The organism is Nocardia sp. NPDC051052, from assembly GCF_044456045.1.
Lineage (GTDB): Bacteria > Actinomycetota > Actinomycetes > Mycobacteriales > Mycobacteriaceae > Nocardia.
The window spans coordinates 41,381-63,670 of record NZ_JBITFL010000023.1; the positions used below are offsets into that span (position 1 = coordinate 41,381).

Below are 22,290 nucleotides of genomic sequence, written 5' to 3' on the forward strand. Positions count from 1 at the left end.
CGGGTCAGTCGCGATCGCTCGCGATCGAGTTGATCTCGCCGGAGCCGAGCGCGTCGGCGCGTGAGGTGTCCTTGAGGTCGACACCGGAGCGGCCGAGGACGCGCGCGCCGGAGACCAAGCCCGCGACCACCTTTGCCGCCTGCCGGTAGCCGAGGCCCTCCGGCGGGTGAATGTTGGAAATGCAGTTACGGTCGGCGTCCGTGCGACCTGGGTGGGGCAAATGGGTCAGGTAGATGCCGAGGCTGTCGGCTACCGAAAGGCCGGGGCGCTCCCCGATCAGCACCACGACCGTCGCAACGCCCATCGCCTCGGCGATATGGTCGCCGAGGGCGACGCGGGCCTGGGTGGCGAGCACGGGGGCGGCGATCGAGTAGTGCGGTGCCAGTTCTTCGATCAGCGCGGCAACTGTCGCGGGGCCGTGGTCGGTCAGCGCGCGCGGCGACAGTCCATCGGCCAGGACGAATCCGATGTCGGCATTGCCGCGCGGCACACCGGACAAATCGGACCCGATTGCGGGATCGGCAGATTCGGCGGGTAGTCGACCGAGGTCCGGTCTGCGCAGGTACTCCGCGCGGTCGCCCGCGCGGCTGCGCACGTGCACGGGTTCGCCGATGCCGAGCGCGGCGACCCGCTCCCCCAGGGCGGCCACGTCCAATGGCATGTGCACCGCGTCGCGCGCCGCCGAATGCGCCGCGCGGAATTCCAGCACCCGTGCGGTGGGCAGTGCGTCACCGGTGCGACCCAGGCCGATCCTGGATTGGGTGCTGCGCCGAAGGTCCTGCCAGAAGAGTTGGGCCGCAGCGCTTTCCGATCGCGACGTGGGTGGGCGCTCGGCGTCGAACCGGGCCCCGTCATCCAGTGGCGCAACGACTTCCAGTCTGGGGTTCCGGCGTTTCATCAGGCACCCGCCAACGCACGCAGTGGCGAGGCGAGGGGCTCCACCGGGAGCACCCGGCCCGCGCCATCGATCATGCCGAGTCCGGACAGCCACGCCTCGAATTCCGGTGCGGGACGCAGGTTCAGCACGCGGCGGGCATACAGGGCGTCGTGGAAGCTGAGGCTCTGATAGCCGAGCATGACGTCGTCGGCGCCGGGGACGGCGATGACGAAGGCGCAGCCCGCCGCACCCAACAGGGTCAGCAACGTGTCCATGTCGTCCTGGTCGGCTTCGGCGTGGTTGGTGTAGCAGACGTCCACGCCCATCGGGAGGCCGAGCAGCTTGCCGCAGAAGTGGTCTTCCAGTCCGGCACGGATGATCTGCTTGCCGTCGTAGAGGTATTCCGGGCCGATGAAGCCGACGACGGTGTTGACCAGCAGCGGGTCCAGGTCGCGGGCCACCGCGTAGGCCCTGGCCTCCAGGGTCTGCTGATCGACGGGCTTGCCGCCGGTGCCGAGGTGCGCGCCCGCCGACAGCGCCGAGCCCTGACCGGTTTCCAGGTACATCACGTTGTCGCCGACGGTGCCCCGGCGCAGCGACCTGCCCGCCTCGTTGCCCTCCCGCAGCAGCGAAATATCAACGCCGAACCCGGCATTGGCGCCCTCGGTGCCCGCGACCGACTGGAACACCAGATCGACCGGCGCACCCGCCTCGATCAGGCCGATGGTCGTGGTGACGTGCGAGAGCACGCAGGACTGCGTCGGGATGTCGAAGCGGACCCGCACCTCATCGAGGAGGCTCAGCAGGTCGGCGGTCGCCCGCGGCGAATCGGTCGCCGGATTGATCCCGATCACCGCGTCGCCGCAGCCGAGCAGCAGCCCGTCGAGCGTGGCGGCGGCGATGCCGCGCGGGTCATCGGTGGGATGGTTCGGCTGCAACCGGGTGGCCAGCGTGCCGGGGAGGCCGACGGTGGTCCGAAATCCGGCGGTGACCACGGCGGCACGGGCGACCGCGATGAGGTCTTGGTTGCGCATGATCTTGCTGACCGCGGCCACCATCTCCGGCGTGAGACCACCCGCCACCGCGCCCAGGATCACCGCGGCGTCGGCGCCGGCCGCGACAGCCAGCAGCCAGTCCCGCAGACCGCCGACGGTGAGGTGCGAAATCGGTTGGAACGCACTGCGATCGTGGGTATCGATGATCAGCCGGGTGACCTCGTCGGTCTCGTACGGCACCACCGGCTCGTCGAGGAACCGGGTCAGCGGCACCTCGGCCAGCGCCCACTGGGCGGCGGCTCGCTCGGCGTCCGAATGCGCGGCGCAGCCCGCCAATTCGTCACCGCTGCGCAGCGGAGTGGCCTTGGCGAGCAGCTCGACGAGGCCGTCGAATTGGTAGGTGGCGCCGCCGAGCTGCTGTGTGTAGCAGGTCATGCTCTGCTCGATTCCGCATGCGGCGGGGGCCCTGCGTGGTTACGCAGGCTGCCTGCTCCGGGCCTGACCCGCCTCATGCGGCCTCCCCCTCGGCCTCGGCCAGCATGGCGAATTCCTCGTCCGGCGAGTTGGCCACCAGCCGATGCCTGCTGTACAGACCGAAGTAGGCCATGAAGGCGCAGAACGCGACGAGCGTCCAGGTCGCCGCCAGCGGATCGACCAGGAACGTGGCAAGCACTGCGGCACAGGCGATCACGAGCGCGAACGCGGTGGTCGCGATGCCGCCAGGCGTGCGGTACGGGCGCGGCATATTCGGTTCACGCACCCGGAGCACGATGTGGCTGACCATCATCAGCACATAGCTGAGCGCCGCGCCGAATACCGCCATGTTCAGCAGCATCGCGCCCTTGCCGGTGAGCGACAGCGCGAAACCGACCACGCCGGGCACGATCAGCGCGAGTACCGGCGCCTTGCGCGCGTTGGTCACCGACAGGCTCGTCGGCAGATAACCCGCCCGCGACAGCGCGAACGTCTGCCGGGAGTAGGCGTAGACGATGGAGAAGAAGCTGGCGACCAGGCCGGCCAGGCCGATGTAGTTCACCAGTTTCGCGGCCCCGCCGGTACCGAGCGCCTCGACCAGCGGATTGCCCGACGTCGAAATGGCTTGCGCGCCAAGCGCTCCGGTGGCCAGGAACAGCACGGCGGCACCGGTGACGATCAGCACGAGCATCGCGCTGATGATGCCCTTCGGCACGTTCTTCGCCGGCTCCCGCGCCTCCTCGGCGGCCAGCGGCACCCCCTCGACGGCCAGGAAGAACCAGATCGCGAACGGCACCGCCGCCCAGATCCCGAACACGCCGAACGGCAGGAACGATGAGCTACCAACAGCATTCGGGTCGGCGGGGATATCGGTGAGGTTGCCCGCCTCGAACAGTCCCCAACCCGACACCGCGAACACCGCGAGGCCGACGAGCGCGATCGCGGTGATCACGAACATCGCCTTGAGCGCCTCCCCTGCCCCGGTCAGATGCACCCCGATGAACAGCGCGTAGACCGCGAGATACACCCACCAGCCGTCGGTGATCCCGAACAGGTTCAACGATTCGACATACCCGCCGATGAACGTGGCGATGGCCGCGGGTGCGATCGCGTATTCGAGCAATATCGCTGTGCCGGTGGCGAATCCACCCCACGGTCCGAGTGCCCGCCTGGCGAAGGTGTAGCCGCCGCCTGCCGCGGGCAGTGCCGCCGACAACTCGGCCATACCGAGGACCATCGCCAGGTACATGCCCGCGATCAGCACCGTCGCGATGAGCAGACCACCGAAGCCGCCCTGGGCGATGCCGCTGTTCCAGCCCGCGTAGTCGCCGGAGATCACATAGCTGACACCCAGCCCAGCGAGCAGCACCCACCCCGCGGAGCCGGAGCGCAACGTCCGCTTGGCCAGATAGTCCGCGGCTGCGGTATCGGTCACCTGCACGTCCTCGATCGTCATAGGCGCTACGCACTCCTCGTCCACATGCCGTTTGGTCGGTGGACCAATTCTTGGGAGTGTTTGTTGCCCGGGTGTGAAACGACGTTACGGACGCGGTGCCAGGTCGGGTGACCCGGAACACAGCGGGCCGGGCCGGGTTTCCGGAGCAAGCCGTAAACGACGCTCGCACCAGCGCGGCGACCGCCCCTATGGTCCGGGCCGCACGATAACCGACGTCGGGTAACAGCCAGGAGTCATCCGCCAGCCGGTCGGCGCTTCCCGATCCGGACACGGCAGACTAAGTGAGTGGTTGCCTCTCCCTCGAGCAGGCTCGAGACACCCTGGACGCAGACCGTCGATCTAGTCACGGAGCTGCGAGCGGCCTGGGCTTGGTTACGCCGCCCGCGGCTGTGGCGTCGGGTGCTGCCGGCGATTCGCGCGCATCTGTCGGCCGCACCGGCCAGCACCGCCTATGCCTTCACCCTGTTCGTCACCTGGTGGACGCTGCGCGGGCTCGGCGACTCGACCGAACATCGGCTGATCCTGTCCGCGTCCACCAATCTGATCAACATGCGACACAACCCCGTTCAGGTGCTGGTCGCCTCCGCCTTCTGGACCGACGGCGGCTTCCCGTGGACCACCATCGGCTGCTTCCTGATCGTCATGGCCGCCGCCGAACGCTGGCTCGGCACCAGCCGCTGGATCCTGCTGTTCGCCGCCGGGCACATCGGCGCCACGTTGCTCACGGTCACCGGCATCTCGCACGCCATCGACCACGGCCTCATCCCGTACCGGGTCGCCCACGCCACCGACGTCGGTACCAGTTACGGCTTCTCCGCGGTGCTCGCCGCGATGGCCTTCCGATTCCGCGGGCTGACGCGGCTGGTCTGGGCGGGAACGCTGATCGCGGTGATGGTCGCCGCGGCATGTACCGGGCCGACGTTCACCGACTACGGACACCTGTGTGCGATTCTGATCGGCTTCGTGGTTGCCATCATGGCGACCACCCTGTGGCGCTGGATTGATCGCACCACGGCGCGACGCCGGGCTCACGAATCGGAAGACCCCACACCCACCACGGCGGGCACCGCGATAATCGCGGAGGCACCCGCGGGCGCAGCGGCTCCCACCGCGAGCGGGTGAGTGCCGCCAACGGTTACGGGGTAACGGCGGCCGGCTTCATGCGCCGTTGCACCAGCCCGACGACCGGCTCGACGACGCGCGCCGCGATCGGGCCCACGATCGCCATCAGCAGCACGTAGGCCGAGGCGAGCGCGGCCAGTTGACCGTCGACGCCGCCCATGGTCACCGCCAATCCCGCGATGACGATGGAGAATTCGCCGCGCGCGACCAGTGCCGCGCCCGCCCGCGCGCGACCCATCGGCCGGATGCCCTGCCTGCTCGCCGCCCACCAGCCGGTGGCGATCTTGGTCAGCGTGGTCACCACCGCCAAGGCGATCGCCCAGCCGAGCACCGGCGGAATGGCCTGCGGGTCGGTGGTGAGCCCGAAGGCCACGAAGAAGATCGCCGCGAACAGATCGCGCAGCGGTTCCAGGAGTTTCGCCGCCTCGTGCGCGGTCGAGCCGGAGATGGCGATGCCGAGCAGGAACGCCCCGACCGCCGCGGACACGTTCAACGCCGAGGCCACTCCGGCCACCAGCAGCGCCGCGCCGAGCAGCTTCAGCAGGAAGACTTCGTTGTCCGAGCTGTCCACGATGGCCGAGACGTAGCGGCCGTAGCGCAGCGCGACCACCAGCACCACCGTGATCGCGGTGAGCGCGATAGCAAGGGATTTCGCGCCGCTGGCGAAACTCAGCCCCGCCAAAATGGTGGTGAGGATCGGCAGATACACCGCCATCGCCAGATCCTCGAACACCAGGATCGACAGGATCACCGGCGTCTCGCGGTTACCGAGCCGCCCGAGGTCGTTGAGCACCTTCGCGACGATGCCCGAGGACGAGATGTAGGTGACGCCGCCCATGGTGACCGCGCCGACCGCACCCCAGCCCAGGACCAGCGCCACGATCACACCGGGCGTCGCGTTCGCCACGATATCGACCAGACCGGCCGCCCAGGACCGGCGCAGGCCGGTCATCAATTCCGGCGCCGTGTACTCCAGACCGAGCAGCAACAACAGCAGCACCACACCGATTTCGCCTGCTATATGGCCGAATTCGTTGGCGGCGCTGAGGGAGATGAAGCCGCCCTGACCGAAGGCGAGGCCGCCGATCAGGTAGAGCGGAATGGGAGACATCCCGAAGCGACCAGCCAACCGCCCGAACGTGCCGAGGGCAAACAAAATCGCTCCGAGCTCGACCAGGGCGAGCGCGGTTCCAGTCACTGATTTCAGCCGTGCGTGAGGATCTTGGCGGCGGCGTCTAGACCGTCCGGGGTACCGACGACGACGAGCACATCGCCTGAGGTGAAGGTGAAGTCAGGACCGGGTGAGGGATGCAACTGACCGGCCCGCATCACCGCGACGATCGACACCTTGGTGCGGGTGCGCATCGCGGTCTCACCGAGGGTCCGTCCCTCGTAGGGCGATCCGTCGGCGATCGGCAGCTGCCGGGTGGTGATGCCGGGCAGGTCGCTGTGTTCGTCGTTCAGCTTCGCGACCAGCTGCGGCGCGCCGAGCAGGTTCGCGAGCACGGCGGCTTCGTCGGTGCTCAGCGGGATCTGCGCGGCGCAGGCGTCGGGATCGTCCGTCTTGGAAATGATGAGGTCGATATCGCCGTCGCGATGCGCGACCACGCCGATCCGGCGGCCGGAGCGCACCTCGAAGTCTTTGCGGACTCCAATCCCGGGGAGGGCAGTCACGTCGACATTCACGTGTCCAGATTAGACGGATGTCCGATTCACTCCTCGGTGCGGTCCTCACTTCGGCCGATGGCGCCTGGTCAGGCTTGTGCTGAGATGGTGGGGTGAGGCAGTGGTCGGACGTCCCCGGTACGGCGCGCGACGCGCTGGGCGCGGTGCTCTCGTTCGCCGGCGGGGCCGGGCTCTATGCCGCGAATCTGTACGCCCTGATCGAACGCGGGATCGACGTGCCGCTGACGACGCGGCTCGCGGTGTTCGCACCGCTGTGCCTGTTGACGATGTGCCGTCGTCGAATGCCGGTGCTGGCCATGATCGTCGGGCTGGTGCCGCTGCTGGTGGACATGCACCTCGGCCCGTCGGTGCCGGTGTGGATCCTGTACGGCGACCTGATCTACGCGTCGGTGCTGTATTCGAAGCGGCGGGCGTCGCGGATCACCATGATGGCCTGGTCGGTGTTCTCGGGGCTGGTGGTGATCCTGACGCTGGTCCGCACCGGCGACCTGCGCGCCGTCTCGATCGCCCTGGTCGTCGTGTTCGCGTTCATCGCGACGCCGCTGTGGTGGGCGAATTCGGTGCGCACCCACAAGGAGATCGCCGGTGCCGAACGCGCCAGGGCGCAGGCGCTCACCCTGGTCGCCGAGCTCGACCGGCGCGCCGCCATCGCCGACGAGCGCACCACCATGGCGCGCGATCTGCACGACGTGATCGCCGGGCACCTCTCGGCCATCGCGATCCAGTCCGAGGCCGCGCTCGGAGTGCTCGGCCGTAAGGAGATCGACCCAGCGGTCACCGGGATCATGCGGTCGATCCGGACCAACAGCGTCAGCGCGCTGCAGGAGATGCGCACCATGATCGGGCTGTTGCGCAGCGACGGCGACACCGACGAGGTGGCCGCGCCACGCAGGCTGGCGCAGCTGCCCATGCTGGTCGATGCCGCCCGCGCGGCCGGAATCACCGTGCGGGTGCGCGAAACCCTCGACGGGAGCGACCTTCCCAGCGCGGTCGATCAGGCCGCGTACCGCATCATTCAGGAGGCATTGACCAACGCCATGAAACACGCACCGGGACAAGAGGTCGAGATCGAGGTCGGCGCGCGGGACGGAGAGCTACGGGTGCTGGTACGCAACCCGATGGCGGCGATCGCCCTGCGGCACAGCGAGAACGGCGACCCGCACCGCGGTCTGATCAACATGCGCGAGCGGACCGCCGCGCTCGGCGGAAACTTCACCGCAGGACCGGATTCCGGACGCTGGGAAGTGCTCGCCCACCTGCCGCTGTCCACGGCGAGCGCGTCATGACGATCCGGGTACTGATCGCCGACGACCATGCCGCGATCCGCGCGGGATTGCGGATGATCCTGGACGCCGAGGACGACATCGAGGTGGTAGGCGAGGCGGCCGACGGCGATGTCGCGGTCGCCCAGGCCAAGGCGTTGCGCCCGCATGTGGTGCTGATGGACGTGCGGATGCCCGGCGTGGACGGGATCACCGCGACCGAGCGGGTCACCGCCGGCGGGCTGGCCAAGGTGCTGATCCTGACGACGTTCGATCTGGACGAGTACGTCTTCCGGACGTTGCGCGCCGGCGCGGCCGGTTTCGTGCTGAAGTCGGCGTCCGGCCAGTCGCTGATCGATGCGGTCCGCGCGGTGGCGGCGGGCGACGGCGTGCTCGCTCCGGAGGTGACCAGGGCCGTGATCACCGCCTTCGCCGCGACGAATACCGATGCGGCCGAACCGGAGCCGAGCGGGTTCGGCGACCTCACCGAGCGCGAACGCGAGGTGCTCGACTGTCTCGGCGACGGGCTGTCCAACGCCCAGATCGCCGGTCGCCTGTTCATCGGCGAGACCACGGTGAAGACCCACGTCTCCCGGGTGCTGACGAAACTCGGTGTGCGGTCGCGGGTTCAGGCCGCCATCGTGGCGCGCGAGGTCCGCGACCGCTAGCTCATTTGGCCAGTGGCGCGAACACGCCGTCCGGACCGGGCTCGAACTCCTCGACGGCGATCACCGCACCCGTCGGCAGCGGCCCGTACAGATGCGGGAACAGCATCGACGCCGGGTCGGTCGGCACGCCGGGCTCCCACTTCACCGGCGAGCCGAGCCGGGCCGGATCGAGGCGGAGCAGCACCAGGTCGCGGCGACCGGCGAAGAGCCGGTTGGCGGGCAGGTGGGCCTGCTGCGGCGCGGACAGATGGATGAACCCCACCTCGTCGAGCGACGGCGCGCGATATTCACCCGTTTGCCGGGCGGAAAGCCACTCGCCCAAGGTGCATATGTGAACAAGCGTGTGAGTGTCATGGGTCACGGGTAATCTCCCGGTAGACAACTGGATCGGCCTGTTCGAGGTGGTGACCAAACGGAGTTCGTAGCGTGACCTGGGATGTTCGCCAGTAGCGAAATCCCTGGTCGTGTTATCGAAAACACACAGAATCACTCACGGGAACAAACCCCCCGTCCCGAACGTCTGACAGAGTAGTCATACCACTGCTGGGAAGTAGCGGTTGCGAGCCCGCGGAGTGACCACGGGCCCCACACCAGGCGAACGGTCTGTGAAACCGGGAGCCAGGACGGAGGAGTCATGCCAGGAACCCTGACTAGCACCCCACTGACCGCGGTCGATCGTTGCGACCGCTGCGGGGCGGCAGCACGAGTGCGTGCCGTTCTGCCCGCAGGTGGAGAGTTGCTCTTCTGCCAGCACCACGCGAACGAACACATGGATCGACTGCGTGAGCTGGAAGCCGTGATCGACACGGAATCCGCTCCCGCTATCTGACCAACTCCTCGCGTCCTGAGATAACAGCATCCGACAACAGAAAACCGTTTACCGCAGCGGGCGATCCTCGGATCGCCCGCTGTCGGTGTGTTCGGGGGGTTTCCGGTCGAGGATCCCGTCCAGGAGTCGATTCAGGCCGTAGTCGAAGGCGCCGTCCGGGTCCGCGGGGGCCTGATACAGCTCCCCGACCGTCGCGCCGACACGCGCCGACAGCGGAAACAGACTGGACGGCATGGCCTGAGCGAGCAAGGGGCCGTGCGTCTCCCACCACTCGACGTCGGTCATTTCCCGCGCGTCGCGCTGCGCCCCCACCGCGACACGCGCGTTGCCGGTGGCGAATTCCGACAAAACGGCGATCACCCGATCCAGCTCGACATCCGAAAGGCCGATGCCGTCGATCGCGGCCAGCTGCCGTTCGTAGCGGCGCATTCGACCGGGGCCGATCACCAGCCGCCACGGCGATACTTCCAGCAGCCACGGATGGGCGATCAGCTCAGCGCGCGTCTGGCGGGCAATGGCGGCCATCCGCGCGCGCACCGGCAGCGTCGCGGGGATCGGCGCGTCCTCGTCGGCAACGGCGTCGGCCATCAGCACGGTCAACGCGTCCTTGCTCGGCACGTAGGTGTAGAGGCTCATCGGGCGCAGGCCCAGTTCGGCGGCCACCGCGCGAATGGACACCTTCGCGTAGCCGTCCCGATCGGCGAGCGCCACTGCGGCGTCGATCACGGCGTCCACACTGACCGTCGGCTTCGGACCGCGCCCACCCGAGCGCGGCGGCAGTTCGTGCCGCCACAGCAGGTTCACCAGCTGTTTGGCCTGCTCGGCGGCGGATTCGTCGGCCACAGGACTCCTCGGAACAAACTCGGTACTCTGTACGTTATTCAGATACTTCGTACACCATACGCCGATGAAGGGGTTCGCTCTGCCCAGCACACAGGCCACTTATCTGCCCGACCGTCACATGTTCGCGCTGTGGACATGGACCGGGCAGCACACCGGGTCGGCGCCCGCCGAGCTCGGTGATCGGGAGACCCTCGTCCTCGCCGTGCCGACCGGTTTCGACGGGGCGATCGAGGTCGGCGAGGTCGACTGCGCGTTGATCGACCCCGCGGCGTTCGCCGCGCTCGAGCTCGCGGACGCGGGGGCGTCCGTGCGCGTCTGGCAGACCACGCTCCATGACGAATCCCGCACCGCGCAGGGCGATCCCGCGGGCGTGCCGCTGCCGATCGCGGCGCACGCGGTGCCCAACGCGGCGGGCACCTCGATCGTGTCCGCCGAACGCGCGGTCCGGGTGCTGCGCGAAACCCAGGCCGTGACCACGGAATTGCGGTCGGCGCTGAAGGCCGATCTGCGGCCGTATCAGGTGCGTGGGGTCAGTTGGCTGCGGGAGACGACCGCGGCGCACGGCGGGGCCGTGCTTGCCGACGAGATGGGGCTCGGAAAGACGGTGCAGACCATAGGTTTTCTGCTCGGGCGGGCCGCTGGTGGTCCGCAGCTCGTCGTGTGCCCGACGTCGCTAGTGGGCAACTGGGCGCATGAGATCGATCGGTTCGCGCCGGGACTGCGGGTGGTCGTGTGGCGCGGTGGTGCGATCGACGCGGGCGCGGGAACTGTCGTCGTCGCCGGATATCCGACGGTGCGACTGCACAGGCAGTCCCTGGACGAGCGCCGTTGGGCGACGGCGGTTTTCGACGAGGCGCAGGCATTGAAGAATCCGAGCACGCAGCTGGCCAAGGCCGCGCGGGCGCTCGACGCCGAGGTGCGCGTCGCGCTGACCGGTACGCCGGTGGAGAACCACCTCGAAGAACTGTGGGCGCTGCTGAACCTGGTGACACCCAAGCTGTTCGGGCACAAGACGCAGTTCCGGCGGCGGTTCGTCCGGCCGATCCAGGAGGGGTCTTCGGCCGCGGCGGCACGGCTGCAGGACGCCATCGAACCCGTCGTGCTCGCCCGGAAGAAGGCGCAGGTCGCCGCGTCGCTGCCCGCGAAGATCCACACCGACCTGCTGTGCGACCTCACCGACGAACAGGAAGAGCTGTACGACAAGCTGCTCGATCGCGCCATCGACGACGGATTCGGCACCGGCTTCGATCGCCAGAGCCGGGTGCTCGCGGCGCTGACCGCACTCAAACAGGTCTGCAACCATCCGGGACTGGTCACCGGCGACCTCACCGAGCTCGCGGGCCGCTCCGGCAAGCTGGACCTGTGCACCGACATCCTGGCCAACAACCTCGAAACACACTCGCCCACTTTGATTTTCACCCAATATCGGCAGACCGGTGCGCTGCTGGTCCGGCATCTCGCCGAGCAGTTCGGGATCACCACGCCGTTCTTCCACGGCGGGTTGAACCAGGCCGAACGCGCCACGATCGTGACCGGATTCCAAGCCGAGGACGGACCGCCCGTGCTCATTCTGAGCCTGCGCGCCGCGGGCACCGGCCTCACCCTGACCCGCGCCGCGGACGTCATCCATTTCGACCGCTGGTGGAACCCCGCGGTAGAGGCGCAGGCCTCGGATCGGGCCCACCGCATCGGCCAAACCCGCACGGTCACCGTCACCACCCTCACCTCGACCACCTCCGTCGAAGAGCACATCGCGCGCATGCACGACCGCAAGTCCGCGCTCTCCGACCTCGGCGACTCGGCGGGCATCGCCGCACTCGCCCGCCTCGATGACGACCAACTCGTCGAGGTCCTGCGCCGCCGAAGAAGCTGCATCGCGCAGCGATTCGGTGAGGGGTGGCGGTCGGGCGACGGGAGGGCGAACTGATGGCGGACAACGAATTCGGCTACACCACATGGGGCATGGACTGGGTTCGCCTTGCCGAACCGATCCGCCAGACCCGCCCCGAACCACTACTCCCCCGCGCGCGCTCCATCGCGCGCAACTACGGCGTCCAGGCCACCACCGACGGCCGCATCGTGCGCGCCACCATCCACCGCGGCAGCGAGGCATCGGTAATCCACCTGGAGGTGACGCCACTGCCCCGCGCCACGATCACCGCGATCGGTGCGATCATCCCCGACACCACCGTGCTCACCGACGACATGCACCGAGCGGTGCTCGCCGCCGGCCTCACCGTCGCGCCGGTGCTGGCTGGCACCGACTGCTCATGCAAGGCACGCACGGCCCGCTGCCTACATATCCTGGCCACCTTCTACGACATGGCCCGGCGAGTGGACGAAAACCCGCGCCTCGCCCTAGAGGTGCAGGGGTACTTCCAAGCGGCAGAAGATGATTCACCCACCCCCGTCGAAGCGCCACGGTGGGTACCCATCAACACCTTCGCCCCCGCCACCTACTTCGGAGACCTGGCGCCCGCCTGATCTCACCTACCCAGATCCACAGAGCCCGTACACCTTCCACAGGAGCGAACACGCCCTATGGGACGTGCGGACACTCTGTGGATCTGGCGTCAGTCGGGGCGGCGGGCGCGGAAGCGGAAGCTGGTTGCGGCGGTTTCGATTTCGATGTCGGTGAAGCCGAGGCGGGACAGGCGGGCGGCGGCGGTTTGTGGTGGGACGGGGACGCAGGTGTCGCCGATGTGCATGAGGCGGAAGAGGCGGGTGTCGAGGCCGTCGCTGCCCGCGAAGACGCCGCGGGGGCGCAGGACGCGCAGCGCTTCGGCGAACAGTGCGTCCTGCTGGGCGGGGGTCGGTACGTGGTGCAGCATCGTGAAGCACACGACCGAGTCGAATTCCTTTACCGGGAAAGGCATGTCGGTGCCGTCGCCCTGTATCACCGTCATCACCGATCCGTGCCGGGCGCGCAATCGCGCGGTCAGGTCGGGATCGATCTCGACGCCGGTGAGGGTGCCGGTGCGGTCGAGCAACGCGCGGACATTCGCGCCGTAGCCGGGGCCGATCTCGAGGGCGGAGCCGCCGAGGTCGAGGCCGGACAGCGCCCACGGCACGATCTTCGTCGCGCTGGTCCGTTCCCACATCGCGGAGCGGCAGCAGAATCGGTGGAAGAGGTTCATCGCCATGCCGACAACGCTAGGAGCGGACAGCGGTGACCGCGACGAGCTACGGTGACACATTGTGTCGCGAAACGGCCATCCGTCCATCCAGCCCGACCCGCCCGGTTCCACCGCGATGGTGCTCGGTGCCGGGGTGCTGCCCGCTGGATACTGGTTCGACACCCACGAGCACCCGCACCACCAGATCGCTTGGGCCGCACGGGGAGTCATCGCCGTCGAGGTCGGCGACAACCGCTGGGTGCTGCCGCCGACCCGTGCCCTGTGGATTCCCGGCGGCACCCCGCACCGGACCGGTACCGCCGACGGCGCCGACATGCGCGGCATCTACGTCGAACCCGAGCGGTGCCCGGTCACGTTCACCGCGCCGACGATGATGCGCGTCACCCGATTGCTGCACGAACTCTTCCACCACCTCGGCGCCCCCGGCACCACCGTCGAGCGCCGGGAACGCGCCGAGTCCGTCGTCTTCGACCTGGTCGAACCGGTCGACGTGATACCCATCGGCGCCCACTCCCCCACCGACCCCCGCGCCAAGCAGGTCGCCGACGACCTCACCGCCGACCCCGCCGACCCCCGCACCCTCTCCGAGTTCGCCACCGCCGTAGCCACCAGCCCCCGCACGCTGGCCCGCCTCTTCCTGGCGGAAACCGGAATCAGCTTCGGCCAGTGGCGAACCCAGATCCGCCTCACCGCCTCCCTCCCGCATCTGGCGGCCGGTCTCCCGATCGCCCGCATCGCGGGCCGAGTCGGCTACGCCACCCCCAGCGCCTACGTCGCCGCATTCCGGCGCGCCGTCGGCGTCTCCCCCGGCAAATACTTCGCCGGGTAACTAAGCGTTCGTGCCGCCGTCGACGGTGAAGATCGCGCCGGTGATGTTGCGGCCGGTCTCGCCGGCGAGGAAGGCGACCATCGCGGCCATGTCCTCGGGCTTCGCGAAGTGGCCGAGTGCGGTCAGGCCTACCTGGAGATCGTAGTGCCCGCCGTCGAGCGGGTTCATATCTGTCACCGTGGATCCCGGCTGCAGCAGGTTCACCGTGATCTCGCGGGGGCCGAGTTCGCGGGCCAGCGCCTTGGTGAATCCGTTCAGCGCCGACTTGCTCAGGTTGTAGAGCGAGAGGCCGCCGAAGGAGGTGTGCTCGGTCAGATTGCTGCCGACGCTGACGATCCGGCCGCCGCCGGTCATGTGCGCCACGGCCGCCTGCGCACCGACGAACGCGGCCCGCGCGTGGATGTTCAGTGCGCGGTCGATCTCCTCGACGGTGAACTCTTCGAACGGCTTGGCCGGGAAGATGCCCGCGTTGTTGACCAGGATGTCCAGCCGGCCCAGGTCGGCCGCGGCCTGGTTCACCGCGCGCACCACGGCCCCGGCGTCGGCGCTGTCCGCCTGGATCGCCACCGCTCGGCGCCCGAGCGATTCGATCTCCGCGACAACGGATTTCGCTTGCACCTCGGCGCTCTGATAGGTGATCGCGACGTCCGCGCCGTCGGCGGCCAGCTTCCTGGCGATCGCCGCGCCGATCCCTCGGCTGCCGCCGGTCACCAATGCCACCTTGCCCGTGAGACCCGACATGGCTCCTCCTCCAAATTCTGTGTCGATCAATACATAAATAGCTAAGCGCAGCGCACCCGCTGGCGTCAAGGGGTATATTTAACGATCGACACAGAAAGGAACGGCCATGGCCGAACGGGGACGACCGCGTGCCTTCGATCGCACCGACGCGTTGCGCCGCGCCATGGAGGTGTTCTGGGAGCACGGCTATGAGGGCTCCTCGATGAGCGACCTCACCGCCGCGATGGGCATCAACTCCCCCAGCCTGTACGCCGCGTTCGGCGGCAAAGAGGCACTGTTCCGGGCGGCCGTCAGCCTGTACGGGCAGACCGACGGCGGGCACACCGCGCGGGCGTTGCGCGAGGAGCCGACGGCGCGCGCCGCGATCGACGCGATGTTGCGCGACAACGCGATCGCCTACACCGTCGAGGACAAACCACACGGCTGCATGGTCGTCCTGGCAGGCGCGACCTACACCACACGCAGCGCGAGCATCCGCGATTTCCTGGTCGAAAGGCGCAGGGAGACAACAGAAGACATCCGCCGCCGACTGGATCGCGGTGTCACAGAAGGCGATCTACCCGCAACGACCAACACCCCCGGACTGGCCCACTTCTACACGACGGTGCTGTACGGGTTGTCGATCCAAGCCCGCGACGGAGCCTCGCTGGCAGATTTGACACAGTCGATCGACTGCGCGATGGCGGCCTGGCCGGCGTCCGCCGCCCAGCCCTGATCTGCGCCTGGCGACATACCGAGCTGCGCAGCCAGTAGACAGCGGTTGTGTTGCGCGCCACGACATCCCCCTGGGGGGGTGACTTCGCGACCTACATGCGGCGCAGCGCCGCGATCCGCTCCACCAGTTGATCGGCCGACGCCAACGCCGTTGGCGGGCCACCACATTCGCGGCGCAGCTCGCCGTGAATCACACCGTGCGGCTTACTGGTTCGATGGTGATGCATGGCGACCAAGCTGTTGAGCTCACGCCGCAACTCACCCAATCGGTCAGCGGTGGCGACCCTTTCGGCCGCGCTCGCGACCTGCGGGCCTGGATCGGGCGCGGCGGCCGCGTCGCCGCGGTCGGCGATCTGCTTGGTCTGCCGCTCACGCAGCAGCGCCCGCATCTGGTCGGCGTCGAGCAGGCCGGGGATGCCGAGATAGTCCGCCTCCTCGTCGCTGCCCGCGAAAGTGGCGGTGCCGAAGGAGGATCCGTCGTAGATCACCTGATCGAGCTCGGCGTCGGCGGCCAGCGCGACGAAGGACTTCTCATCCTCACCCGGCTCGTCCTGCTGCTTGTTCGCGTCGATCAGCAGCTCGTCGTCGAGCCCGTCCTTCTCCCGGTGCGGCTTGCCGATCACGTGGTCGCGCTGCAATTCCAGCTGCGCGGCCAGATCCAGCAGCACCGGCACCGAGGGTAGGAACACGCTCGCGGTCTCGCCGGGCTTGCGGGCACGCACGAACCGGCCGATCGCCTGCGCGAAGTACAGCGGCGTCGAAGCACTGGTCGCGTACACGCCGACCGCCAGGCGCGGCACGTCGACGCCCTCCGACACCATGCGCACCGCCACCATCCACGGCTCGGTGCTCGCGCCGAACTGCGCGATCCGATCCGAGGAGGTCGGTTCGTCGGATAACACCAGCGCGGGCTTCGTGCCCGAAATGTGTTCCAGCAGTTCGGCGTAGTCGCGGGCGCGATCCTGGTCGGTGGCGATCACCAGGCCGCCCGCGTCGGGCATGCCCGTGCTGCGCAACTGACGCAACCGCATGTCGGCGGCGCGCAACACGGCCGAGATCCAGTCACCCGCCGGGTCGAGCGCGGTGCGCCAGGCGCGAGCGGTCTGTTCGGGGTTGAGCGGCTCGCCGAGGCGCGCGGTGTGCTCGTCGCCCGCGCTGTCGCGCCAGTGCGCCTCGCCGGAGTAGGCGAGGAACACCACGGGCCGGACCACGCCGTCGGCGAGGGCCTCGGAGTAGCCGTAGGCATGATCGGCGCGCGATCGTGGGAAGCCCGACTCGTCGGGTTCGTAGGTGATGAACGGGATCTGACTGTCGTCACTGCGGAAGGGGGTTCCGGTGAGCGCGAGCCTGCGGGTCGCGTCGCCGAACGCCTCGGCGGTCGCCTCACCCCAGCTCTTCGCGTCGCCCGCGTGGTGGATCTCGTCGAGAATCACCAGGGTCCTGCGGTTTTCGGTGCGCACCCGGTGCCGGGACGGATGCGACGCGACCTGGGCATAGGTGACGACGACACCGTGATAGTCACCGGAGGTGCCGCCGGTCGCGTTGGAGAACCGCGAATCCAGCTGGATCCCGGCGCGGGCCGCGGACTGTGCCCACTGGTGCTTGAGGTGTTCGGTCGGCGCGACGACGGTGATCTGATCGACGGTCCGATCGGCCAGCAGTTCGGCGGCCACCCGCAGCGCGAACGTGGTCTTGCCGGCGCCCGGCGTCGCGACCGCGAGAAAATCGCGTGGCTTGGACGCCAGGTACTTGGTCAAGGCCCGGCGCTGCCAGGCACGCAGCGAACCGCCGCTCGATGTACCGGAGCTGTTCGGCGTCCCCGACGCATCGGGTCTAACCGAATCGCCCGGTGTCTCCGCTTTTCCCGCCACAGCGGCGCCACCCGACCCAGTCACGCACTCGACCCTACTGGCCCGGCACGGCGTGTTGCTAAACCGACGCGGCATCGGCGATAGGCATCACATGTTCAACTACCGACACGCCGGAGTTCACCGATTGCCCGACGACACGTCGCCCCCGGAATCCGGTGCGGGGACGCCGGGTGCGCGATGCTGTAGTCACGATGACCGACGAAAACGCCCTGCCGAGCGAGCCGCTGCGGACCGACATACCCTCGCTCAGCGGCGGTATCGCCGCGCGTGAGCTCACCGTCGGTCAGCGATGGACCATCCGGCTGCGGCGCGCCCGGAGAAACACCACCAAGCTCGTGGTGCGGGTCGCGGTGAAGGCCTGGAACGACTCGATCTTCGCCAAGTCCGCGGCCGCCGCGTTCTGGCAGACGCTGTCGCTGGCGCCGCTGCTGCTCGGGGTGCTCGGCAGCCTCGGTTATGTGGGCACCTGGTTCGGGCCGGACACCGTGCAGATCGTGGAATCCAAGATCATTTCGTTCAGCCGGGACCTGTTCAGCTCCAGCGTGGTGACGGATCTGATCGAGCCGACCGTCAAGGACGTGCTCGGGAAGGGCCGCGGCGCGGTCGTTTCGGTGGGTTTCGTGCTGTCGCTGTGGGCCGGGTCGTCGGCGATGGCGACATTCGTCGACTCGATCGTCGAGGCACACGATCAGCAGGACCTGCGACATCCGGTGTGGCAGCGCATTTTCGCGCTGCTGCTGTACGTGGCGTTCCTGGTGGCCTCGGTGTTCATCCTGCCGCTGGTGGCGCTCGGGCCCACGCTGATCGGCCGGGTGCTGCCCGAGCCGTGGCGGGTGACCGGGCTGCAGCTGCTGGATTTCTTCTACTACCCCGGCGTCGGGCTGCTGCTGATCATCGTGCTGACCACGCTGTACAAACTGGCGTTGCACACGTCGCTGCCCTGGCATCGGCTGTTCGGCGGGGCGTTGGTCGCGGCGGTGTTCTTCATCGCGGCCAGCGAAGTGCTGCGGCGGTATCTGGCGTGGGTGACCAAGACCGGCGTCAGTTACGGCGCACTGGCGACACCGATCGCGTTTCTGCTGTTCACGTACTTCCTCGGGTTCGCGGTGATCCTCGGCGCGGAGTTCAACGCCGCCGTACAGGAGTTCTGGCCCGCCCGGGCGACCCGGATGGAACAGATGAAGGAGTGGCTCACCAACCAGCTGACCGGGGACTCGTCGGACAAGAACGACTCGGCGACAGAAACCACCGAGACGGCGGAGAAGCCTCCGCCGTCACCTGTCGACGCACCCGATCAGCCGCGCGCGGCGCCATCGCAGACACCGCCCGCACAGCCTCAGTCGCCCTTTTTCAGCCCGTCGTAGACCTTCTTGCAGTCCGGGCAGACCGGCGAACCGGGCTTGGCCGACCGCGTCACCGGAAAGACCTCACCGCACAAAGCGACGACATGGGTGCCCATGACGGCGCTCTCCGCGATCCGGTCCTTCTTGACGTAGTGGAAGACTTTGGGGGTGTCGTCGCTCGTCGACTCGTCGGTGGTCGAATCGGGGCGAACCATGGTGTCGGTGCTCACGGGTTCCATGATGCCGCATTCCAAGATGGGATGACTGATCACGGTCCGGTGTCCGCCTGACCACGCTGTGTGCGCTGTTGCTCCGACAGTGGAAGACTCAGAGTTATGCAGCAGCACGGCGACTCTCCCAACGCCGACGACATCGACGGTGGTGAGCGCCCGGACGTGACGCTGCCGACAGCTTCCCCTGGCTCCGCCGGGTACTTTCCCGGCACCGACGACAAGCATCCGGTGCTGATCACCGAGGCCCAACCGTCCCTGGAAGATCAACACCGCTCCCGGGTCCGCCGGTACACCATCATCATGGCGTTCCGCATCCCCTGCCTGGTGCTGGCCGCCATCGCCTACAGCACCTTCAACAGCGCCCTGCTGGCCATCCTCATCATCGCGGCCTCGATCCCGCTGCCCTGGATCGCCGTCCTCATCGCCAACGATCGGCCACCGCGTCGCAAAGACGAACCGAGTCGCTGGGACGAACGCCGCACGGCCATCGAGGCTCGCTCGCACAAATCCATCGACGGCTGACGATTCCCTCGGCATCGGTTACGCGCTGGGCCGAGCGGATCTAGCGGGCGCTCACTACGGCGTCGGCGAACGGGACGTCGTCGCGCGGCACCTGAACCTGTCCCACTCCGCGCACAACACCAACAGGACATCGGCCGACTACCATCGTGTCCCGTTCGAAGCGGGCGGCTCGGAGATGGGCCGTTCAAGCGTCAGACATTGCGGCGGATGAAGGCGGCGGTATCGCATAGGCCGCCGGCCAAGTACCAGGCCAGGTTGTAGCTGCTTTGGACATCGCGGATGACGCCGGTGGCGGTGGCGGAGCCGATCCAGTGGGAGGCGAAACCCATCGGCCGAGTACACCGCCACCGTGTCCCGTCATAGCGAACGGCGCGGAGGTGGGCCGCTCGAGCGTCAGGCCTTGCGGCGGATGAAGGCGGACATGACGGCGGCGGTAGCGCATAGGCCCCCGGCCAGATACCAAGCCAGGTTGTAGCTTCCCTGGACATCACGGATGACGCCCGCGCCGGTGGCGGCGATGGCGGAGCCGATCTGGTGGGAGGCGAATACCCAGCCGAACGCGACGGGGCCGTCGTTGCCGAACAGTTCGCGGCAGAGCGTGACGGTGGGCGGGACGGTCGCGACCCAGTCCAGGCCGTAGAAGATGATGAACACCCACAGGCTGGGCTGGGTGTGCGGGCCTAACAACGACGGCAGGATCAGCAGCGACAAGCCGCGCAGAATGTAGTAGCCGACCAGCAGGTAGCGCGGGTCGACGCGGTCGGTCAACCAGCCGGACGCGATGGTGCCCGCCACATCGAAGATGCCGACAACGGCCAGCAGGCTCGCGGCGGCGGTCGGCGGCATGCCGTGATCGTGCGCGGCGCTGACGAAGTGGGTACCGACCAGGCCGTTGGTCGACGCGCCGCACACCGCGAATCCGCCTGCCAGCAGCCAGAATCCGGGCGTACGCGCGATCTTGGCCAGTACGGTGAGCGCTCGCGTCGCGCCGACCGTCGCGGGTGTCCGGACACCGACCATGCTGCCCGGTTCCGCACCGTAGGCGGTGACGCCGACATCGCTCGGAAAATCCCTGATGAACAGCAGCACCAGCGGCACCACGGCCAGCGCGGTCCCGGCGACGATCACCGACGGCAGCCGCCAGCCGTGCTCGTGCGCCAGCATCGATACCAGCGGCAAGAAGACCAGCTGACCGGTCGCACCCGCCGCCGTGAGCACCCCGGTGACCAGTCCGCGCTGCCGCACGAACCAGCGGCCGGTGATAGTCGCCACGAACGGCATCGACATCGACCCCACCCCGACGCCGACCAGCAGCCCCCAGGTCAGCATCAGCTGCCACGGCTGGGTCATGAACACCGTCAGCCCGGCCCCCGCCGCGACGAGCACCAGCGCACCCGACACCACCTTGCGGATGCCGAACCGATCCATCAGCGCCGCGGCGAACGGCGAAATCAGCCCGTACAGCAGCAGATTCAGCGATACCGCCGCACCGATCGTGCCGTGCGACCAGCCGAACTCCTCGTGCAACGGATCCATCAGCACGCTCGGCACCGACCGGAACGCGGCGGCACCGAGCAACGCGATGAATCCGACGCCCGCGACGATCCACGCGGGATGCGGACGGGGCCGGTGGACGGTGTCGTTCGCCGGTACGGCGGGCGGCGTCTGCAGTTCGGTCACCCGCTGAGCGTGCCGGAAAACCACCCACCCACCCAACGAGTGGCCGGAACGCCACAAAGCACCAAGATCGTGCCAGTGCGGGCGACACGCCAAACGTGCTCGACACCGCGCGCGCCGTTCCCTATCGTGTCTCGAGGCACTAGACAGGAGTGAACATGATTCGGTGGATCTGGGCCTTCCTGGACCGCCCCGCCCAGCGATTCGACGACTGCGCGAAGTTCTGGTCCACAGTCACCGGCGCCGAGCTCTCGGCGCGCCGAGGCGACCACGACGAATTCCTCACGCTGCTCCCCGATCCCGCGCTCTTCGCGGCGGCGAGCGTGAAGATGCAGGCGGTCACCGGCCTCGGCGGCGTGCATCTAGACCTCGACGTCGACCACATCCCCTCCGCCGTGCGCACCGCGCTCGACCTCGGCGCCGAACTCGTCGCGAACCATCCCGACTACGCGGTCCTACGCTCCCCCGGCGGCCAAACCTTCTGTCTCACACCGAGCGGCCGCGCCACCAGCACCCCGGCCCCCGCTGTGACCGCCCCCGACGGCACCCTCAGCCGCCTCGACCAGGTGTGCCTCGACATCGGCCCCGCCGACCACGCCACCGAGACCGAGTTCTGGAAGTCGTTGACCGGCTGGAACTTCCAGCAAGGCAGGCTCCCCGAATTCGCCCGCCTGCGCGCCTTCGAACCCCTGCCCATCCAGTTCCTGCTGCAGCGCCTCAACGAAGACCGCCCCACCAGCGCGCACATCGATCTGTCGTCCTCCGACATCGAGGCCACCGCCGCTTGGCACGAAACCCTAGGCGCCACAGTCCTAGAACGCTTCGACCACTGGATCGTAATGACCGACCCCGCCGACTCCATCTACTGCATCACAGCCCGCGACCCTCAAGGCGTCTGACCTGGCCATCTGGCCGCGACGCCCCCAGACCGGTATCGCCACAAATCCGCACCCTCATTCGGGAGCCGCACTCTTACTCGGGAGCCGCACTCGGAATAGGGCCCTAGAGTCG

Annotated in this window: 24 protein-coding genes; 11 read left to right on the plus strand and 13 right to left on the minus strand. The window is 68.3% G+C overall.

Annotation, left to right across the window (positions count from 1 at the left end; all coding sequences use genetic code 11):
• Positions 1–4 precede the first annotated feature (4 nt).
• The 3 genes from eutC to eat form a co-directional block, all read right to left on the minus strand.
• The gene (gene eutC / locus ACIBCN_RS43040) at positions 5–898 is read right to left on the minus strand and encodes an ethanolamine ammonia-lyase subunit EutC (protein WP_396998479.1); all 894 of its coding nucleotides are present in this window, start codon (positions 896–898) and stop codon (positions 5–7) included.
• Positions 898–2,307 carry an ethanolamine ammonia-lyase subunit EutB gene (locus ACIBCN_RS43045; RefSeq protein WP_396998480.1) on the minus strand — a complete coding sequence of 470 codons (1,410 nt, stop codon included), beginning with the start codon at positions 2,305–2,307 and terminating at the stop codon, positions 898–900. The genes eutC and ACIBCN_RS43045 overlap by 1 nt, the downstream gene beginning before the upstream one ends.
• 73 nt (positions 2,308–2,380) lie before the next feature.
• On the minus strand, positions 2,381–3,802 hold the full coding sequence (gene eat / locus ACIBCN_RS43050; RefSeq protein WP_396998481.1) for an ethanolamine permease: 1,422 nt from the start codon (positions 3,800–3,802) through the stop codon (positions 2,381–2,383).
• Between the two features lie 285 nt (positions 3,803–4,087).
• Here eat and ACIBCN_RS43055 point away from each other — a divergent pair, with 285 nt between their 5' ends.
• On the plus strand, positions 4,088–4,924 hold the full coding sequence (locus tag ACIBCN_RS43055) for a rhomboid-like protein (RefSeq protein WP_396998483.1): 837 nt from the start codon (positions 4,088–4,090) through the stop codon (positions 4,922–4,924).
• Between the two features lie 13 nt (positions 4,925–4,937).
• Here ACIBCN_RS43055 and ACIBCN_RS43060 read toward each other — a convergent pair whose 3' ends face one another.
• Both ACIBCN_RS43060 and ACIBCN_RS43065 read right to left on the minus strand, forming a co-directional pair.
• A complete protein-coding gene (locus ACIBCN_RS43060; protein ID WP_396998484.1) occupies positions 4,938–6,122 on the minus strand; it encodes a cation:proton antiporter in 1,185 nt (394 codons plus the stop codon).
• A 5-nt stretch (positions 6,123–6,127) separates the two neighbouring features.
• Positions 6,128–6,610: a cation:proton antiporter regulatory subunit gene (locus ACIBCN_RS43065; protein WP_396998486.1), complete on the minus strand. Its 483-nt coding sequence runs from the start codon at positions 6,608–6,610 to the stop codon at positions 6,128–6,130.
• 92 nt (positions 6,611–6,702) lie between these two features.
• Here ACIBCN_RS43065 and ACIBCN_RS43070 point away from each other — a divergent pair, with 92 nt between their 5' ends.
• Complete coding sequence (locus ACIBCN_RS43070) at positions 6,703–7,896, plus strand: sensor histidine kinase (RefSeq protein WP_396998488.1); 1,194 nt, start codon at positions 6,703–6,705, stop codon at positions 7,894–7,896.
• A complete protein-coding gene (locus ACIBCN_RS43075; RefSeq protein ID WP_396998489.1) occupies positions 7,893–8,540 on the plus strand; it encodes a response regulator in 648 nt (215 codons plus the stop codon). Before ACIBCN_RS43070 ends, ACIBCN_RS43075 begins: the two co-directional genes overlap by 4 nt.
• A gap of 1 nt (position 8,541) precedes the next feature.
• Here ACIBCN_RS43075 and ACIBCN_RS43080 read toward each other — a convergent pair whose 3' ends face one another.
• Positions 8,542–8,862 (minus strand): DUF952 domain-containing protein, encoded by a 321-nt coding sequence (locus ACIBCN_RS43080; protein WP_396998490.1) that lies wholly within the window; start codon positions 8,860–8,862, stop codon positions 8,542–8,544.
• 312 nt (positions 8,863–9,174) lie between these two features.
• On the opposite strand from ACIBCN_RS43080, the gene ACIBCN_RS43085 reads away from it, so the two are divergent.
• Positions 9,175–9,369 (plus strand): hypothetical protein, encoded by a 195-nt coding sequence (locus ACIBCN_RS43085; protein WP_150405918.1) that lies wholly within the window; start codon positions 9,175–9,177, stop codon positions 9,367–9,369.
• A gap of 48 nt (positions 9,370–9,417) precedes the next feature.
• On the opposite strand, the gene ACIBCN_RS43090 is transcribed toward ACIBCN_RS43085, so the two are convergent.
• Complete coding sequence (locus ACIBCN_RS43090; protein ID WP_396998492.1) at positions 9,418–10,212, minus strand: TetR/AcrR family transcriptional regulator; 795 nt, start codon at positions 10,210–10,212, stop codon at positions 9,418–9,420.
• Between the two features lie 118 nt (positions 10,213–10,330).
• On the opposite strand from ACIBCN_RS43090, the gene ACIBCN_RS43095 reads away from it, so the two are divergent.
• Entirely contained in the window at positions 10,331–12,139 is a 1,809-nt protein-coding gene (locus tag ACIBCN_RS43095; RefSeq protein WP_396998528.1) for a DEAD/DEAH box helicase, read from the plus strand.
• Positions 12,139–12,696, plus strand: a complete 558-nt coding sequence (locus ACIBCN_RS43100; RefSeq protein ID WP_396998493.1) for a hypothetical protein — start codon at positions 12,139–12,141, stop codon at positions 12,694–12,696. Before ACIBCN_RS43095 ends, ACIBCN_RS43100 begins: the two co-directional genes overlap by 1 nt.
• An 89-nt stretch (positions 12,697–12,785) precedes the next feature.
• Here the strand turns inward: ACIBCN_RS43100 and ACIBCN_RS43105 are convergent, their stop codons facing one another.
• The gene (locus tag ACIBCN_RS43105; protein ID WP_396998494.1) at positions 12,786–13,355 is read right to left on the minus strand and encodes a class I SAM-dependent methyltransferase; all 570 of its coding nucleotides are present in this window, start codon (positions 13,353–13,355) and stop codon (positions 12,786–12,788) included.
• A gap of 55 nt (positions 13,356–13,410) precedes the next feature.
• Here ACIBCN_RS43105 and ACIBCN_RS43110 point away from each other — a divergent pair, with 55 nt between their 5' ends.
• The gene (locus tag ACIBCN_RS43110) at positions 13,411–14,178 is read left to right on the plus strand and encodes an AraC family transcriptional regulator (RefSeq protein WP_396998496.1); all 768 of its coding nucleotides are present in this window, start codon (positions 13,411–13,413) and stop codon (positions 14,176–14,178) included.
• Here ACIBCN_RS43110 and ACIBCN_RS43115 read toward each other — a convergent pair whose 3' ends face one another.
• Positions 14,179–14,919 (minus strand): SDR family NAD(P)-dependent oxidoreductase, encoded by a 741-nt coding sequence (locus tag ACIBCN_RS43115; protein WP_396998497.1) that lies wholly within the window; start codon positions 14,917–14,919, stop codon positions 14,179–14,181. It lies immediately after the preceding gene.
• A 106-nt stretch (positions 14,920–15,025) separates the two neighbouring features.
• Between ACIBCN_RS43115 and ACIBCN_RS43120 the strand changes: the two genes are divergently transcribed.
• Complete coding sequence (locus tag ACIBCN_RS43120) at positions 15,026–15,634, plus strand: TetR/AcrR family transcriptional regulator (RefSeq protein WP_396998499.1); 609 nt, start codon at positions 15,026–15,028, stop codon at positions 15,632–15,634.
• A 91-nt stretch (positions 15,635–15,725) separates the two neighbouring features.
• On the opposite strand, the gene ACIBCN_RS43125 is transcribed toward ACIBCN_RS43120, so the two are convergent.
• The gene (locus ACIBCN_RS43125; RefSeq protein ID WP_396998529.1) at positions 15,726–17,414 is read right to left on the minus strand and encodes a DEAD/DEAH box helicase; all 1,689 of its coding nucleotides are present in this window, start codon (positions 17,412–17,414) and stop codon (positions 15,726–15,728) included.
• 281 nt (positions 17,415–17,695) lie between these two features.
• On the opposite strand from ACIBCN_RS43125, the gene ACIBCN_RS43130 reads away from it, so the two are divergent.
• Positions 17,696–18,868: a YihY/virulence factor BrkB family protein gene (locus ACIBCN_RS43130; protein ID WP_396998501.1), complete on the plus strand. Its 1,173-nt coding sequence runs from the start codon at positions 17,696–17,698 to the stop codon at positions 18,866–18,868.
• On the opposite strand, the gene ACIBCN_RS43135 is transcribed toward ACIBCN_RS43130, so the two are convergent.
• Entirely contained in the window at positions 18,841–19,086 is a 246-nt protein-coding gene (locus ACIBCN_RS43135; protein ID WP_396998503.1) for a DUF3039 domain-containing protein, read from the minus strand. The genes ACIBCN_RS43130 and ACIBCN_RS43135 overlap by 28 nt on opposite strands.
• A 96-nt stretch (positions 19,087–19,182) precedes the next feature.
• Here ACIBCN_RS43135 and ACIBCN_RS43140 point away from each other — a divergent pair, with 96 nt between their 5' ends.
• On the plus strand, positions 19,183–19,602 hold the full coding sequence (locus ACIBCN_RS43140) for a DUF3099 domain-containing protein (protein WP_396998504.1): 420 nt from the start codon (positions 19,183–19,185) through the stop codon (positions 19,600–19,602).
• 191 nt (positions 19,603–19,793) lie between these two features.
• Here ACIBCN_RS43140 and ACIBCN_RS43145 read toward each other — a convergent pair whose 3' ends face one another.
• Positions 19,794–19,931, minus strand: a complete 138-nt coding sequence (locus ACIBCN_RS43145; RefSeq protein ID WP_396998505.1) for a hypothetical protein — start codon at positions 19,929–19,931, stop codon at positions 19,794–19,796.
• 64 nt (positions 19,932–19,995) lie between these two features.
• Positions 19,996–21,282 (minus strand): MFS transporter, encoded by a 1,287-nt coding sequence (locus ACIBCN_RS43150; RefSeq protein ID WP_396998506.1) that lies wholly within the window; start codon positions 21,280–21,282, stop codon positions 19,996–19,998.
• A 155-nt stretch (positions 21,283–21,437) separates the two neighbouring features.
• On the opposite strand from ACIBCN_RS43150, the gene ACIBCN_RS43155 reads away from it, so the two are divergent.
• Positions 21,438–22,178, plus strand: coding sequence for a VOC family protein (locus tag ACIBCN_RS43155; RefSeq protein WP_396998508.1), 741 nt, complete (start codon positions 21,438–21,440; stop codon positions 22,176–22,178).
• Positions 22,179–22,290 lie beyond the last annotated feature (112 nt).

Excerpts from the sequence above, each read along its gene's own strand:
- eutC (WP_396998479.1), bottom strand. The coding sequence starts at position 898 with ATGAAACGCCGGAACCCCAGACTGGAAGTCGTTGCGCCACTGGATGAC.
- ACIBCN_RS43045 (WP_396998480.1), bottom strand. The coding sequence starts at position 2,307 with ATGACCTGCTACACACAGCAGCTCGGCGGCGCCACCTACCAATTCGAC.
- eat (WP_396998481.1), bottom strand. The coding sequence starts at position 3,802 with ATGACGATCGAGGACGTGCAGGTGACCGATACCGCAGCCGCGGACTAT.
- ACIBCN_RS43075 (WP_396998489.1), top strand. The coding sequence starts at position 7,893 with ATGACGATCCGGGTACTGATCGCCGACGACCATGCCGCGATCCGCGCG.
- ACIBCN_RS43085 (WP_150405918.1), top strand. The coding sequence starts at position 9,175 with ATGCCAGGAACCCTGACTAGCACCCCACTGACCGCGGTCGATCGTTGC.
- ACIBCN_RS43095 (WP_396998528.1), top strand. The coding sequence starts at position 10,331 with ATGTTCGCGCTGTGGACATGGACCGGGCAGCACACCGGGTCGGCGCCC.
- ACIBCN_RS43100 (WP_396998493.1), top strand. The coding sequence starts at position 12,139 with ATGGCGGACAACGAATTCGGCTACACCACATGGGGCATGGACTGGGTT.
- ACIBCN_RS43105 (WP_396998494.1), bottom strand. The coding sequence starts at position 13,355 with ATGGCGATGAACCTCTTCCACCGATTCTGCTGCCGCTCCGCGATGTGG.
- ACIBCN_RS43115 (WP_396998497.1), bottom strand. The coding sequence starts at position 14,919 with ATGTCGGGTCTCACGGGCAAGGTGGCATTGGTGACCGGCGGCAGCCGA.
- ACIBCN_RS43120 (WP_396998499.1), top strand. The coding sequence starts at position 15,026 with ATGGCCGAACGGGGACGACCGCGTGCCTTCGATCGCACCGACGCGTTG.
- ACIBCN_RS43130 (WP_396998501.1), top strand. The coding sequence starts at position 17,696 with ATGACCGACGAAAACGCCCTGCCGAGCGAGCCGCTGCGGACCGACATA.
- ACIBCN_RS43135 (WP_396998503.1), bottom strand. The coding sequence starts at position 19,086 with ATGGAACCCGTGAGCACCGACACCATGGTTCGCCCCGATTCGACCACC.
- ACIBCN_RS43140 (WP_396998504.1), top strand. The coding sequence starts at position 19,183 with ATGCAGCAGCACGGCGACTCTCCCAACGCCGACGACATCGACGGTGGT.
- ACIBCN_RS43145 (WP_396998505.1), bottom strand. The coding sequence starts at position 19,931 with ATGGGTTTCGCCTCCCACTGGATCGGCTCCGCCACCGCCACCGGCGTC.
- ACIBCN_RS43155 (WP_396998508.1), top strand. The coding sequence starts at position 21,438 with ATGATTCGGTGGATCTGGGCCTTCCTGGACCGCCCCGCCCAGCGATTC.